Source organism: Amycolatopsis sp. NPDC114478 (assembly GCF_055633805.1).
Genome location: NZ_JBVKDO010000001.1, coordinates 737980 through 751735 on the forward strand (window position 1 = coordinate 737980; position 13756 = coordinate 751735).

The 13756-nt window shown below is 71.6% G+C and carries 12 protein-coding genes; 4 read left to right on the top strand and 8 right to left on the bottom strand.

Annotated elements, in window-relative coordinates:
* Window positions 1-18: 18 nt before the first annotated feature.
* Together metX and ACZ7OH_RS03630 are read right to left on the bottom strand one after the other, a co-directional pair.
* Window positions 19-1125 carry a homoserine O-acetyltransferase MetX gene (metX, locus tag ACZ7OH_RS03625; RefSeq protein ID WP_470279409.1) on the bottom strand — a complete coding sequence of 369 codons (1107 nt, stop codon included), beginning with the start codon at window positions 1123-1125 and terminating at the stop codon, window positions 19-21.
* Entirely contained in the window at window positions 1122-2432 is a 1311-nt protein-coding gene (locus tag ACZ7OH_RS03630; RefSeq protein WP_470279410.1) for a bifunctional o-acetylhomoserine/o-acetylserine sulfhydrylase, read from the bottom strand. The genes metX and ACZ7OH_RS03630 overlap by 4 nt, the downstream gene beginning before the upstream one ends.
* Window positions 2433-2594: 162 nt before the next feature.
* On the opposite strand from ACZ7OH_RS03630, the gene rdmE reads away from it, so the two are divergent.
* Entirely contained in the window at window positions 2595-4139 is a 1545-nt protein-coding gene (gene rdmE / locus ACZ7OH_RS03635; RefSeq protein ID WP_470279411.1) for an aklavinone 12-hydroxylase RdmE, read from the top strand.
* Here rdmE and ACZ7OH_RS03640 read toward each other — a convergent pair.
* Together ACZ7OH_RS03640 and ACZ7OH_RS03645 are read right to left on the bottom strand one after the other, a co-directional pair.
* Window positions 4136-4585, bottom strand: a complete 450-nt coding sequence (locus tag ACZ7OH_RS03640) for a hypothetical protein (RefSeq protein ID WP_470279412.1) — start codon at window positions 4583-4585, stop codon at window positions 4136-4138. The two genes, rdmE and ACZ7OH_RS03640, sit on opposite strands and share 4 nt — an antisense overlap.
* Before the next feature lie 222 nt (window positions 4586-4807).
* The gene (locus ACZ7OH_RS03645) at window positions 4808-5464 is read right to left on the bottom strand and encodes a class I SAM-dependent methyltransferase (protein ID WP_470279413.1); all 657 of its coding nucleotides are present in this window, start codon (window positions 5462-5464) and stop codon (window positions 4808-4810) included.
* A gap of 50 nt (window positions 5465-5514) precedes the next feature.
* On the opposite strand from ACZ7OH_RS03645, the gene ACZ7OH_RS03650 reads away from it, so the two are divergent.
* Both ACZ7OH_RS03650 and ACZ7OH_RS03655 read left to right on the top strand, forming a co-directional pair.
* Entirely contained in the window at window positions 5515-7068 is a 1554-nt protein-coding gene (locus ACZ7OH_RS03650; protein ID WP_470279414.1) for a PucR family transcriptional regulator, read from the top strand.
* A 164-nt stretch (window positions 7069-7232) separates the two neighbouring features.
* On the top strand, window positions 7233-8153 hold the full coding sequence (locus tag ACZ7OH_RS03655; RefSeq protein ID WP_470279415.1) for a zinc metalloprotease: 921 nt from the start codon (window positions 7233-7235) through the stop codon (window positions 8151-8153).
* A gap of 61 nt (window positions 8154-8214) precedes the next feature.
* On the opposite strand, the gene ACZ7OH_RS03660 is transcribed toward ACZ7OH_RS03655, so the two are convergent.
* A complete protein-coding gene (locus ACZ7OH_RS03660; protein WP_470279416.1) occupies window positions 8215-9150 on the bottom strand; it encodes a zinc-binding dehydrogenase in 936 nt (311 codons plus the stop codon).
* Between the two features lie 172 nt (window positions 9151-9322).
* Between ACZ7OH_RS03660 and ald the strand changes: the two genes are divergently transcribed.
* Window positions 9323-10438 carry an alanine dehydrogenase gene (gene ald, locus ACZ7OH_RS03665; RefSeq protein WP_470279417.1) on the top strand — a complete coding sequence of 372 codons (1116 nt, stop codon included), beginning with the start codon at window positions 9323-9325 and terminating at the stop codon, window positions 10436-10438.
* A gap of 1 nt (window position 10439) precedes the next feature.
* On the opposite strand, the gene ACZ7OH_RS03670 is transcribed toward ald, so the two are convergent.
* Genes ACZ7OH_RS03670 through ACZ7OH_RS03680 form a run of 3 tightly spaced genes read right to left on the bottom strand, consistent with a single transcriptional unit; the run spans window position 10440 to window position 13620 of the window.
* Window positions 10440-11549 (bottom strand): acyltransferase family protein, encoded by a 1110-nt coding sequence (locus ACZ7OH_RS03670; RefSeq protein WP_470279418.1) that lies wholly within the window; start codon window positions 11547-11549, stop codon window positions 10440-10442.
* 45 nt (window positions 11550-11594) lie between these two features.
* On the bottom strand, window positions 11595-12950 hold the full coding sequence (locus tag ACZ7OH_RS03675) for a sensor histidine kinase (RefSeq protein ID WP_470279419.1): 1356 nt from the start codon (window positions 12948-12950) through the stop codon (window positions 11595-11597).
* A complete protein-coding gene (locus ACZ7OH_RS03680) occupies window positions 12943-13620 on the bottom strand; it encodes a response regulator transcription factor (protein WP_470279420.1) in 678 nt (225 codons plus the stop codon). Before ACZ7OH_RS03680 ends, ACZ7OH_RS03675 begins: the two co-directional genes overlap by 8 nt.
* Between the last annotated feature and the right edge of the window lie 136 nt (window positions 13621-13756).

Below are 13756 nucleotides of genomic sequence, written 5' to 3' on the forward strand. Positions count from 1 at the left end.
CGTACGCCCGGGAACGTACTAACCCAGCAACGCCTTCACCAGCGCCGAGATCTGGCCCGTCTCGATGAGGAACGAATCGTGGCCGTACGGCGACGACACCACCGACGGCTCCGGCGCGCCCGGGATGCCCGCGGCGATCTCCGCCGACTGGTACAGCGGGTAGAGCCGGTCGCTGTCGACTCCCCCGATCACCGTTCGAGCCGTCACCCGGCCCAGCGCCGCCGCCACGCCGCCGCGGTCGCGGCCGACGTCGTGGGTGTTCATCGACTCCGTCAGCACCAGATAGCTGTTCGCGTCGAACCGCGCGGCCAGCTTGTCCGCGTGGTGGTCCAAATAGGACTCGACGGCGAACCGCCCGCCCCGCAACGGGTCCTCGTCACCCTGGTACGACCGGCCGAACCGCCGGGCCAGCTCCGGCTCGCTGCGGTAGGTGACGTGCGCGATCCGCCGCGCGATACCCAGCCCGGCGTGCGGTCCCGCCGGCGACGAGTAGTAGTCGCCGCCGTGGAAGTGCGGGTCCGACCGGATCGCGTGCAACTGCGGCGCCGCCCAGGCGATCTGCTCGGCCGACGCCCGCGCCGTCGACGCCAGAACCAGCACCGACGCCACGCGCGCGGGCAGCGTCACCGCCCACTCCAGCGCGCGCATCCCGCCCATCGACCCGCCGACGACGGCCGCCCAGCGCTCGATGCCCAGCGCGTCCGCCAGCACGGCTTCGGAAGCCACCTGGTCCCGGACCGTCACGACCGGGAACCGGCTGCCCCACGGCTTGCCGTCGAAGTCCGACGAGGGTCCGGTCGAGCCCTGGCACCCGCCGAGCACGTTCGGGACCACGACGAAGAACTCGCCGGTGTCCAAGGCCTTCCCGGGGCCGATCAGCCCGTCCCACCAGCCCGCGCTGGGGTGTCCCGGTTCCCGCGGCCCGGCCGCGTGGCTGTCTCCGGTCAGCGCGTGTTCGACGAGAACCGCGTTGGACGCGTCCGAGTTCAGCGTCCCCCAGGTTTCGTAAGCGATCGTTAACTCCGGCAGCACGCCACCGGCCTCCAGCGCGAGCGCGCCGGGACCGGTGACGAACTGCCGGCGGCCTGGCGGGTCCCCGACCCGCCAGGCGCCGGTAACGGTCACAGTTCCGCCTTGGCCGCCCGGAATCCGGCCTCCAGGTCGGCCTTGAGGTCCTCGATCCCCTCCAGCCCGACGGCGATCCGGACCAGGCCCGGCGTCACGCCGCTGGCGAGCTGCTCCTGCGGCGCGAGCTGGCTGTGCGTGGTCGACGCCGGGTGCACGATCAGGCTGCGGACGTCGCCGAGGTTCACCAGCTGGCTGTGCAGCTCGGTGCCGTCGACGAACTTGCGTCCCGCCTCGACGCCGCCGCGCAGGTCGAACGCCAGGACCGCGCCCGCGCCGCGCGGCAGGTACTTCTGCGCCGCCGCGTGGTACGGGCTGGACGGCAGTCCCGCGTAATACACTGTATCGACCTCGTCGCGCTGCTCCAGCCACTCCGCGAGCGCCTGCGCGTTCTGCACGTGCCGCTCGATGCGCAGCGACAGCGTTTCGATGCCCTGCAGGATCAGGAAGCTGTTGAGCGGCGCGATCGCCGCACCCGTGTCACGCAGGAGCTGCACGCGCGCCTTCGCCGCGAACGCGCCCGGGCCGAGCGCCTCCCAGTACTTCAGGCCGTGGTAGCTCGGGTCCGGCTCGGTGAAGCCCGGGAAGCGCCCCGGGTCCTTGCCGAAGTCGAACGTGCCGCCGTCGACCAGGACGCCGGCGATCGTCGTGCCGTGTCCGCCGAGGTACTTGGTGGCCGAGTGGATGACGACGTCGGCGCCGTGCTCGATCGGCCTTACAAGGTAAGGCGTCGGGATGGTGTTGTCGACCAGAAGCGGGACGCCGGCCTCGTGCGCGGTGTCGGCGACGCCGCGGATGTCGAGGACGTTGCTGCCCGGGTTGGCGAGCGTCTCGGCGAAGAAGAACTTCGTGTTCGGCCGGACCGCGGCGCGCCACTGCTCGAGGTCGTCCTGGTCGTCGATGAACGTGACCTCGATGCCGAGCTTCGGCAGCGTGTAGTGGAAGAGGTTGTAGGTGCCGCCGTAGAGCGACTGACTCGAGACGAAGTGGTCACCCGCGCCCGCGAGGTTGAGGATCGCCGCCGTGGTCGCGGCCGAGCCGGAGGCGAACGCCAGCGCCGCGACACCGCCTTCGAGCGAGGCGACGCGCTGCTCCAGCACATCCTGGGTCGGGTTCATGATCCGGGTGTAGATGTTGCCGGGCTCGGCGAGGCTGAACAGGTCGGCGCCGTGCTGGCTGTCGCGGAAGACGTACGACGTCGTTTGGTAGATCGGCGTAGCCCGCGCGCCCGTGGCCGGATCCGGCGCGGCGCCCGCGTGGATCTGCCTGGTCTCGAAGGACCACGCCGAGGTGTCGTCCGCGCTCATCGGTTTCTCCTTGCGGGTCAAGGGGTCTGGTGGTTCGAAGCTACTTCGGCCGAACGGAGTACCCAACCGTTCCCACGTCCTGGGAGAGCAGTCTCCTTGTCAAGCCAATCTCTTTGTGTCTAAGATATTTGCACAGGGAGATTCACAGACAGGGAGGAAGTCATGCCGGAGCGAGTTCAGGTGCTGGTCGTGGGGGCCGGGCTGGGTGGACTGGCCGCGTCGCTGTTCCTGGCGCGGGAGGGAGTGGATGTGCTGACCGTCGAGCGGCACGCCGGAACGTCGGTCCACTCGCGGGCCGCCGGGCAGAACTGGCGCACGATGGAGCTGTTCCACTGGGCAGGAATCGACCGCGAGGTCCTGGAAGTGAGCCCGCGGGCGTCGCAGGGGCTGCGGATCACCGTCGCGACGAGCCTGGCGGGCCGCGTGTTGCACCGGCTCATGGAGGACGGCAGCGAGATCGACGTCTCCGCGTCGACGACGATGCCGGCCGGCATGGCCGGGCAGGACGTCGTCGAGCCGATCCTGCTGGCGCACGCGGAGAAGGCGGGCGCGCGGGTGCGGTTCCGCACCGAGCTCGCCGACCTGACCCAGGACGACGACGGCGTCACCGCGACACTGCGGCACCGCGACTCGGGCGAGGAGACGGTCGTGCGCGCGGACTACGTCGTCGCCGCCGACGGCGGCCGCAGCGGCATCCGGGCCCGCCTCGGCATCGGGACCACCGGCCTGGACGCGCTGAGCCACTGCCTCGGCGTCGTGTTCGACGCCGACCTCGGCGACCGCGTCCAGGCCGGCGTGACCGACCTGTTCTACCTGCAGCACCCGGAATTCACGGCGGGCCTGGTCAACACCGACATCCCGAACCGGTACGTCTTCGCGCCGGACTACTTCCCCGACCGCGGCGAGAGCCCGGCGGACTTCACCCACGACCGGCTGGTCTCGATGATCCGCGCGGCGACCGACCTGCCGGACCTGGAGCCGGAGATCGTCTGGACGGGCTCGTGGGAGGTCGCCGCGCGGCTGGCCGACCGGTTCCGCGACGGACGCGTATTCCTGGTCGGCGACGCCGCGAAGGTGACGCCGCCGACCGGCGGCCAGGGCGGCAACACGGCGGTCGGCGACGGCGCGGACATCGCGTGGAAGCTCGCCGCGGTGCTGCGCGGCGAAGCGGGTCCGGCGCTGCTCGACACCTACGAAGCCGAGCGCAAGCCGATCGCGCGGATGATCATCGACACCTCGCTGCACAACATGAAGCAGCGCATGCACCCCGGCCTCGACCTCTCGGGGGTCGGCGAGCCGGAGGACATGCTGAACGCCATGCTCGGATTCCGGTACCGCTCGACGGCCGTGCTGTCGGAAGAGCCGGACGACGGTGCGCGCGTCGAGGACGTCCACGCGCCGACCGGGCGGCCCGGCTTCCGGGCGCCCGGCCTCGCGTCCACTGTGGACCTGCTGGGCCGGTCGTGGGTGCTGCTCTGCGCGGGCGACGGGTCGCGGTGGTCCCCCGCCGCGGCGGACATCGCGGCCGAAACCGGCGTCCGCCTCGAATGCCACGCGCTCGACGACATCGCTGCCCGCTACGGCCTTTCGGCGGGCGGCGCGTCACTCGTGCGCCCGGACGGCATCGTCGCGTGGCGGGCGAAGGAGCCGGTCGACGACCCCGTCGGCGAGCTGCGGCGGGTGCTGACGGCCGTGCTGTCGCGCTAGTCGCTTCCCGACGGCAGCTCGTCGCGACGGGCCGGCCGCGGCAGTGCGCGCACGAAGTGTTCGTGCAGCTCACGGACGTGGTCGGCCCAGAACAGCCGGCGCCCGCCGCGGGTCCGGGGCGCGGGCAGGCCCTTCCGGCCCGCGAGCCGGTAGAACCCGGACCCGGCGTCGTCCGCGCCGAGGTCGCGCACGAACGCGCCGAGCAGCCGGCCGCCTGCCTCCTCGAAGGCGGCGTCCGAAATCCGGTCGACCAGGTACGCCATGCCGGCGCGGCCGTCCGCGGTGGTGAAGTCGAACCCGGCGTGGCCGGTGCAGCGGACCAGCGCCGCGGCGAATTCGCCGTAGGAGAGCGTCCGGTCCACCACCGCCCGCGCGATCAGGATCGCCTTGCCGGCCACGACCAGCCTTTCCCATTCCGCTTCGGCACGCCCGTGCAAGCCGATCACCTCGCGCTCCCGAAATCGATCGCTCCGGCCAAGCGCGAGAGAATGCCACAAGATCGACGAGCCGGTTCAGCGGGGCGGGTTTGTTGCCCCGCAAGGACATCCGCCGCCACCGGTCGGTTCTTTCCGTCCTCCCGGAGTTCGCGGCGGGAATTTTCGGCGATTGCGAAAATCGGGGGAACGCGCGGGGGAAGCTCGGTCCCGCCATTCCCGGAATAGCACGGATCAGTCGTCGTCGAATGGTCGGGCGCCCGGCGCACCGGCAGGCCCGCCCAGCACCCAGTGGAAGGTCGCCGCGCCCTCGGGTTCGTGCATGGTCACGGTTTCGTCGACGACGAGCGTGAACCCGGCCGCCGCCAGCAGGCGCCGGTTGACGTCGGGAGCGTGGCTGCTGAAGAACATCGGCGTGCCGAGCCAGTTCTCCTCGACGCCGTCCGCTTCGCTGCACCCCAGCGCGGCCAGGAACCAGTCGCCGGGCCGCAGCCAGCGCGCGATCCGCGCGAAGAGCGCGCCCTGCTCTTCGCGCGGCACGTGCAGCACCGAGTAGAACGCCGTGACGGCGTCGAAGCTCCCGTCCGGAAAGGACACTTCGGCCATGTCCGCCTTCTCGAACCGCGCGGCCGGGACGTTGCGCCGCGCGAGGTCGAGCTGCGCCGCGGACAGGTCGACGCCGAGGACGTCGTGCCGCTCGGCCAGCACCGCCGTGCAGGGCACGCCCGCTCCGCAGCCGAGGTCGAGGACGCGGGCGCCGTCGTCGAGCCGGGCGGTCAGCTCACCGAGGAAGCGCAACCGGGGGTCGTCGGCGATCCGGGCGCTCCACTCGAGGTAGCGCTCAGCCGAGCTGTCGTAGCCGGTTTCGACGATCCGCCGCGCGTCGCTCACCGTTTCGACCCTACCGAGCCGTCCAGCGGTTTCTCGGCCAGAATGACGTCGTGGTCTCGGTGCGCAGCGTGGTCGACCGGGTGGGGCCGACGCTGCTCCACGCGCTCCAGGTGCCCGACGACTCGCCCGCCGTCGCCGACGTCGTGATCGCCGAACCCGGCGGGGCGCTCGCCCTCGCCGCCGGCGACCTCGTGCTCGGGGTGGCCATCACCGGCCCCGAAGACGCCGCCCAGCTGGTGAAGCGCAGCGCCGAACAGGGCGCCGCCGCGGTGCTGCTCAAGCCGCCGGTGGCCGCGAAACCCGCCGTCAAGCGCGCCGCGAAGGCCAGCGGCGTCGCCCTCGTCCAGGTGCACGCCGCGACGTCGTGGGCGCAGCTGGTGTGGCTGCTGCGGACCGTCCTCGACGCGCTCGCCGACGAGTCCGAGGACCTCGACCCCGGCTCCGGCGACCTCTTCCGGCTGGCCGACGCCGTCGCGTCCGTTGTGGACGCGCCGGTGACCATCGAGGACACCAACTCCCGCGTGCTCGCCTACTCCGCGCGCCAGGACCTCACCGACCCCGCGCGCGTCGCGACGATCATGGGCCGGCGCATCCCCGACGACGTGCTCGCGCGGTTCCGGTCGCGCGGGGTGTTCCGCGAACTGTCCCGCGGGCGGCAGACGATCTTCGTCCCCGCCCAGCGCGACGGCACGCTGCCGCGGCTGATCGTGCCGATCCGGATGGGCGGCGAGCTGCTCGGCTCGATGTGGGCGGTGGTCGCCGGGCCGGTGTCCGACGAGCGCGCGGCCGCTTTCGCCGACGCTGCCCCGGTCGTCGCGCTGCACCTGCTGCGGCGTCGCGCGCACACGGACGCGCAGCGCCGCGCGTCGGCGGAACTGCTGCGCGGCGTGCTCGAAGGCCGGGCGAACCCGCGCAAGGCGATGGCGGAGCTGGACCTGTCCGACGAGCCGCACCGCGTGGTCGTCATCGAGGTCACCGGCGGCGACGGGCGTGACGCCGAAGGCCTGCGGCTCGCCCTGCTCGAACGGATCTCCCAGGGCATCGGCCGCCGCCCGGTGGCGACCGAGCTGGGCGGCCTGCTCTACGCCGTGGTCCCCGACCGGCCGGGCCCCGGCGGCTGGGAGGAGCTGCGCGGGGCGTTGTCGACGACGTCGTCGCGGCGCGGCGGCGCCCCGCGAGCCGCGGCCGGGGCGCCTGGCGAGATCGGTGACCTGTCGGCGTCGCGCCTCCAGGCCGACGAAGCGCTCGGCCTGCTGCGCGCGGAACTGCTCGACGAGCGCGTGATCACGTTCGACGAGGCCTGGACGGCGTTGACGCTGCACCGCGGCGCGACGGCGGCGGCCGGGGCGAAGGTCGCGGAGCTCGGCCCGCTGGGTGCGCTGCGCGCCCACGACGAGTCGGGCAAGGCCGGTTACGTCGAGACGCTCTACGAGTGGCTGCGCCACCCCGGCGACCCGCGCGCGGCGGCGCAGGAGCTGCGGATCCACCCCAACACACTGCGGTACCGGATGCGCAAGCTCCTCGAACTGGTCCCGATGGACCTCGACGACCCGGACGTCCGGCTGGCCCTGATCACCCAGCTGGTGGCGCTGCGCTGGAGCTGACGTTGGGCCGATCGGCCCAACACACGTCGTATGCGTTACTCCGCATGGATCGCGCCGAACGTTCCGATTGTCTTTTCCACCCGAAAGGTGGTGGATTCCGGTGATCGCCTGACTCACCTTCTTCGCAGCACCCGCGGTAGCCGGGTCGTCGCAGAGGAGTCTCCATGAGCAGTTCGGAGCGGTTCCGCAGGGCCGTCAAGCTGGGCGCGGTGTCCGCGCTCTCCCTGGTCGCCCTGGTCGTCCCGGGCACCACGACCGGCAGCGCCGTCGCGGCGCCGTCGGGCGACTGCTTCACCCCGACGCAGTCGGCCGACCGCAGCAAGGACGGCCAAGCCGACAGCCTGTCCCCGGCCGAAGCCGCCCGCGTCGAGGCCGACATGCAGAGCAAGCTCGCCGGCAAGCGCACGGCGCTGACGGCGAAGGCCGCGGCGGCCGTGTCGATCCCGGTGTACTTCCACGTGATCACCAGCGGCTCGACCGGCAACCTGCCGGCGGCGACGATCACCAAGCAGATCTCGGTGCTCAACAGCGCGTACGCCGCCAGCGGCTACAGCTTCTCGCTGGTCAGCACGGACTACACGAACAACTCCACCTGGTACAACGGCATCACCGACGGCACGTCCGCCGAGCGCAACATGAAGACCGCCCTGCACAAGGGCGGCAAGAACGCGCTGAACATCTACACCGCCAACCTCGGCAACAGCCTCCTCGGCTGGGCCACGTTCCCCTGGAACTACAACTCGCAGCCGACGATGGACGGCGTGGTGATCCTCGACGAGTCCCTCCCGGGCCGCTCGGCGACGAACTACAACGAAGGTGACACCGCCACGCACGAAATCGGCCACTGGATGGGGCTCTACCACACGTTCCAGGGCGGCTGCTCCGGTTCGGGCGACTACGTCTCGGACACGCCGGCCGAGTCGACGGCGACGTCCGGCTGTCCGGCGAACAAGGACACGTGCACGTCGACGGGCAAGGACCCGGTGCACAACTTCATGGACTACAGCTACGACAGCTGCATGTACGAGTTCACCGCGGGCCAGACCACGCGGATGAACAGCTCGTGGTCGGCCTACCGCGCCTGACTTCGTTCCCTGAAGGGCACTCTAATGACTTTTGAGTCCATAAGAGTGCCCTTCAGGGCGTTCAGGCGACCAGCAAGGTCTTGCCGATGGTCGCTCGGGATTCGATCGCCGCGTGGGCGTCCGCGGCCTTCTCCAGCGGGAAGCGCCGGCCGATCACCGGGACCAGGCGGCCCGCCGCTGCTTCGGACAGCGCCGACTCCGTGAACGCCCGCATGTCGGCCGGGCTCCCGATCGAACGGACCAGGGAGACTCCGCGCGCGGCAGCGTCCTCTTCGGACACTTCCGCCCACGAGCCGCCCGCCAGGCCGTACACCGCCATCCGGCCGCCCGGGCGCAGCAACCCGAACGCCGCGGTGCCGATCTCGCCGCCCACGCCGTCGAACACGACGTCGACCTCGCCGGCGCGCGCGGGCCAGTCCGGCGCGAGGTAGTCGACGACGACGTCCGCACCCTGGACGTGGGCCACCTTCGCCGGCCCGCCCGCCGCGCCGACGACGACCGCGCCCGCCGCCTTCGCCAGCTGCACCAGCAGTCCCCCGACGCCGCCCGCCGCCGCCTCGACCAGGACTCGATCGCCCGGGCGCACCCTGGTCGCATGCACCAAGCCGGTCGCGGTGCGGCCGTCCGCGAGCAGCGCCACCGCCGCGTCGAGGTCGAGCGCGGCCGGCACGGGGAACACCGCCGCCGCGTCCACCGCCACGCGCTGGGCGTACCCGCCGGAGCCGCCGGTCGACGTCACCACCCGCTGCCCCGCCAAGCCCGGATCCACCCCCTCGCCGACCGCGCTGATCACGCCGCCGACGCCGTTGCCCGGGATCAGCGGCGGCTCCGCGCGGAACGGCCCGGGAGCACCCGCCCGGAACTGCGTCTCGACGAACGTCGTGTTCGCGTACGCCACTTCGACCAGCACCTGACCGGGCCCGGGGACCGGGTCGGGCGCGTCTCCCGGGACCAGCACTTCCGGCCCGCCGAACTCCCGCAACCACACAGCTCTCATGCGGCCACGCTGCAACCTCCAGCGAGGTCGAAGTCAACGCACTTGTCCGCCGGGCACCACGAAACCGGCTCAGAAATGTCCGCCCAGCACGATGACACCGCCGTCCGGGTGGTTCACCGTGAGTGCCAACACCGCCTTGCATCCGGACGCAGACCGACCCAGGAGGCCGACCGTGCGTATCGCCGTTCCCCGTGAAATCAAGAAGCACGAGTACCGGGTCGCGCTGACCCCGGCCGGGGTGCACGAGCTGGTCGGCCGCGGGCACGACGTCTTCGTCGAGACGGGCGCCGGCGTCGGTTCGTCCATCACCGACGAGGAGTACGTCGCCGCCGGCGCGAAGATCCTCGCCACCGCCGACGAGACGTGGGCCGAGGGCGAGCTCGTCCTCAAGGTCAAGGAGCCGATCGCCGAGGAGTACCCCCGGCTGCGCGCCGACCAGGTCCTCTTCACCTACCTGCACATCGCCGCCGACCGCCCGCTGACCGACGCGCTGCTGGCCGCCGGCACCACCGCGATCGCGTACGAGACGGTGCAGACCGCGACCGGCGCGCTGCCGCTGCTCGCCCCGATGTCCGAGGTCGCGGGCCGGCTGGCCCCGCAGGTCGGCGCGTTCTCGCTGATGAAGCCGAGCGGCGGGCGCGGTGTCCTGCCCGGCGGCATCCCCGGCGTGCACCCGGCGCGCGTCGTCGTCATCGGCGGGGGCGTCGCGGGCCTGAACGCCGCCCGCGTCGCGCTGGGCCTCGGCTCCGACGTCGAGATCCTGGACACCAACGTCGACCGCCTCCGCCAGATCGACAACGACTTCGGCGGCCGCATCCGCACCGTGACGTCGACCCGGCTGTCGGTCGAGGAGTCCGTGCTGCAGGCGGACATGGTCATCGGCGCGGTGCTGGTCCCGGGGGCCAAGGCGCCGAAGCTGGTCTCGAACGAGCTCGTGTCCCGGATGAAGGCCGGCAGCGTGCTCGTCGACATCGCGATCGACCAGGGCGGCTGCTTCGCCGACTCGCGTCCGACCACGCACGACGAGCCGACCTACACCGTCCACGAGTCGGTCTTCTACTGCGTCGCGAACATGCCGGGCGCAGTGCCGCGGACGTCTACGTACGGCCTCACCAACGTCACGCTGCCTTACGCTGTACAGCTCGCCGAGCACGGCTGGAAGGCCGCGCTGCAGGCCGACGCGGCGCTGGCGAAGGGCCTCAACACCCACGCGGGCGCCCTGACGAACGGCCCGGTCGCGGTCGCGCACGACCTCCCCCACACGGCGCTGGAGACGGTGCTCGCCTGAGCTATCCCACCCGAGCGGGCCCCTGTCGTTCTCCGCCAGGGGCCCGCTCCCCTTTCCCGAACCTGCGCCCGAACGCGATCGCGGGCAGCTCGACCCACTTGCGCAGCGCGCAGGCGAAGAGCAAGGCCACGGCGGACGTCGCCGCGGCCTTCGCCAGACCGGTCGGGAAAAGCAGGCCGGTCACACCCGCCGCGCCCGTTTGCGCGAGGTAGAGCGCGTAGGACCGATCACCGATGAAGGCCAGCGGACGGCTCGAGAGCAGCCGCCGCACCGGGCCCGGTCCGAGCACGGCGACGAGCAGCAGCGCCGCGCCCACCGCGTAGACCGGCACGACGAACTGCCAGTTCCCGCCGAGCGACTGCCCGAGCGGCCTGACCGACAGCTGCAGGACGACGAACCCGAGCGCGACCAGCACCGCCGCGGCCGGGCTGGTCAGCGGCCGCAGCACCGCGAACCCGCGCGGGTGGTGCAGGGCCAGCGCGAGCAGACAGCCGACGACGAGCGAGCCGTAGTGCACGGTCAGGCTCGCCCACTGGTGCGCGGGCGAAAGCGGCAGCACGCCGAGCACGAACCCGATCGCGCCCGCGCCGATCAGCACCCGCAACGCGGTCTTGCCGGACTTCGCGAACGACGTCAGCACGAGCACCGCGGGCCAGACGAGGTAGAACTTCTCCTCCACGCCGAGCGACCACGACGTCGGGTACGGCGTGTTGAAGTCGACGACCTCGTTGAAGAACGTCAGGTAGTACGGCATCGCGTCGGCCAGCCGGCTGCTCTGGTACGTCCCGGCGAGCGTGACCGCCAACGTTGTAAGGCTGAGCAGCAGGAGGTACACCGGCATGATCCGGAAGACGCGCCGGACGTAGAAGGCGCGCAGCGAGATCCGGCCCGTGCGGTCCTCTTCGCGCAGCGCGAGCGTGGTGATGAGGAAGCCGGACAGCACGAAGAACAGCTGGACGGCGATCCAGCCCTGCAGCCCGTCGGTGCTCGGGCCGCCGTAGTGGAAGAACACGACGGCCAGCGCCGCGAGCGCGCGCAGGCCGGTCAGGCCGGGGAACCAGGACGACGACCGGTACGCGGCGTGGTCGAGCGGCCGCCAGGAGATGATCATGCGCGCAGCGTCGGTCGCCGACGCTGAACCGAGCCTGAAGCTGACTTAAGACGTCTTCAGCTCCGGCAGCCGGACGACGAACCGGCTCCTGGCTTCGACCGCGGCCGTGCCGCCGTGGGCGCGGGCGATGTCCGCGACGATCGCCAGGCCCAGACCCGATCCGCCGTCGTCGCGGGCCCGGGCGTCGTCGAGGCGGACGAACCGGTCGAAGACGCGCTCGCGGTCCGCTTCGGGGACGCCGGGCCCGTCGTCGGTGACCGAGAGCACGGCCCAGCCGTCCACAACGGACACTTCGACGGCCACCCGGGACACCGCGTGCCGCCGGGCGTTGTCGACGAGGTTGCGGACGAGCCGTTCGAGCCGCGACCGGTGGCCGCGGACGACGGGCGTCCCGCGCACGTCGACGTGGACGTCCCGGCCCGCCACCACCGCCTCGACCACTTCGGACAGTGCCACGGGTTCGAGGCGGTCCGGGCCGGCGTGGTCGAGCTTGCCGAGCAGCACGAGGTCGGCGACGAGGTCCTGCAGCCGGGTGACGTCGAGCAGCGCGTTTTCGCAGGAGCGGCGCCAGTCGAGGCGGTCGGGGTGGGCCAGCAGCACTTCGAGCTGCGTCCGCAGGGAGGCAAGCGGGGTGCGCAGCTCGTGCGACGCGTCGGCGGTGAACCGGCTCTGCCGCGTGACGGCCTCGTCGAGCCGCGCGAGCATGGTGTTCATCGTCCCGGCCAGGCGGGCGATCTCGTCGCCGGTGCGCGGGTCCGGGACGCGGCGGCTCAGGTCGTGCGCGCCGATCTCGGCGACCTCGCCGCGGATGGCCTCGACCGGGCGCAGCGACCGCCGGACGGCGAGCCACGCGATGACGCCGATGAGCAGCGCGACCGCGGGCACACCCGCCGTGAGCACGGTCCGGACGGAGTCGACCGCCGCCTGTCCCTCGGCGTCGACACTGGCGCCAGCGTATACATTGTATGCACTGTCACCACTGTCGGCGTGGACGACGTGCAGGGTGAGGTCGTCGTCGAGCCCGCGCAGCTCGGGCGCGCAGCCGACGGAAGCCTGCGCGGACCGGTCGTATTGGTACGGCCGCAGGGTGACTTCGGTGTCGTAGCCGGCCAGCGTCGCGTCCCGCAGCACCGGACAGGACGCAACGCTTTTGCCCGTGCGGTCGGTGACCTCGTAGATCGAGTCGCGGACGAGCAGCGCCAGATCGGGGGGCCGGGCCCCCGTGTTGAGGAGCTGGACAATCGCGTCTGCGTGAGCGTCGGCGAGCTGAGTGGCGGCGTTCTCGAGACGGCCCTGCGCCTGAAGCACGAACCAGACGGAGACAGCGCCGAGCGCGACAGCGGAAGCGGCGAAGGCGGTGACCGCGACGCGGAAGCGGGTGGCGCGAAAGAAGCTAGGCACCCGCCGGCACCACGTGGTAGCCGGCCCCGCGGACGGTCCGGATGGTCTCCGCACCGAACGGAACATCGATCTTACGACGTAAGGCACTCACGTGGACTTCGACGAGGTTGGCGGTCGCGGAGGCGGCGAAGTCCCAGAGGTTGTCGAGCAGTTCGGCTTTGGTGACAACCTGCCCAGGCCGTTGCATGAGGTAGGCAAGAAGAGCGAACTCCTTACCGGTGAGGGCGATGTCGGCAGTACCGCGCCGACAGGTCCGCCCAGCCGGGTCGAGTTCGAGGTCACCCAGTTTGAGGACCCCCGCCCGAGTGGCCCCACCCCGCCGGATGAGCGCGCGAAGCCGCGAAAGCAGGACACCGTAGGAGAAGGGCTTGGGCAGGAAGTCATCGGCCCCGGTATCAAGGGCCTCGATCTCATCATCCTCACCATCTTTGGCGGTGAGCATGAGAATGGGGGTGGAGTCCCCCTGATCCCGCAGCCGCCGACACACCCGATAGCCGTTCAGGCCGGGCAGCATGATGTCGAGAACGATGGCGGAGTAGGGATGTTCCCCAGCAAGCCAAAGAGCATCCCGCCCATTGTGGGCAACATCAACGGCATAGCCCTCAGCACTGAGCCCGGCCCGCAGAGCCTCAGCCAGCCGCCGTTCATCTTCAACGAGCAAGATCCGCACCGAGCAAAGATGCCACACCCACACAGAAGCGCCACCCACCCAACCCGCACTCGCCACCCCGAGAAGCCAGGAGAGAGGCACCGTGGGGGTCCGGGGGCTCGGCCCCCGGGAGAAACGGGATGAGTCGAGCGAAGGG

What these genes read in the sequence shown, in the direction of transcription:
- ACZ7OH_RS03630 (WP_470279410.1), bottom strand. Translation starts at nt 2,432, where the DNA reads ATGAGCGCGGACGACACCTCGGCGTGGTCCTTCGAGACCAGGCAGATC.
- ACZ7OH_RS03655 (WP_470279415.1), top strand. Translation starts at nt 7,233, where the DNA reads ATGAGCAGTTCGGAGCGGTTCCGCAGGGCCGTCAAGCTGGGCGCGGTG.
- rdmE (WP_470279411.1), top strand. Translation starts at nt 2,595, where the DNA reads ATGCCGGAGCGAGTTCAGGTGCTGGTCGTGGGGGCCGGGCTGGGTGGA.
- ACZ7OH_RS03660 (WP_470279416.1), bottom strand. Translation starts at nt 9,150, where the DNA reads ATGAGAGCTGTGTGGTTGCGGGAGTTCGGCGGGCCGGAAGTGCTGGTC.
- ACZ7OH_RS03670 (WP_470279418.1), bottom strand. Translation starts at nt 11,549, where the DNA reads ATGATCATCTCCTGGCGGCCGCTCGACCACGCCGCGTACCGGTCGTCG.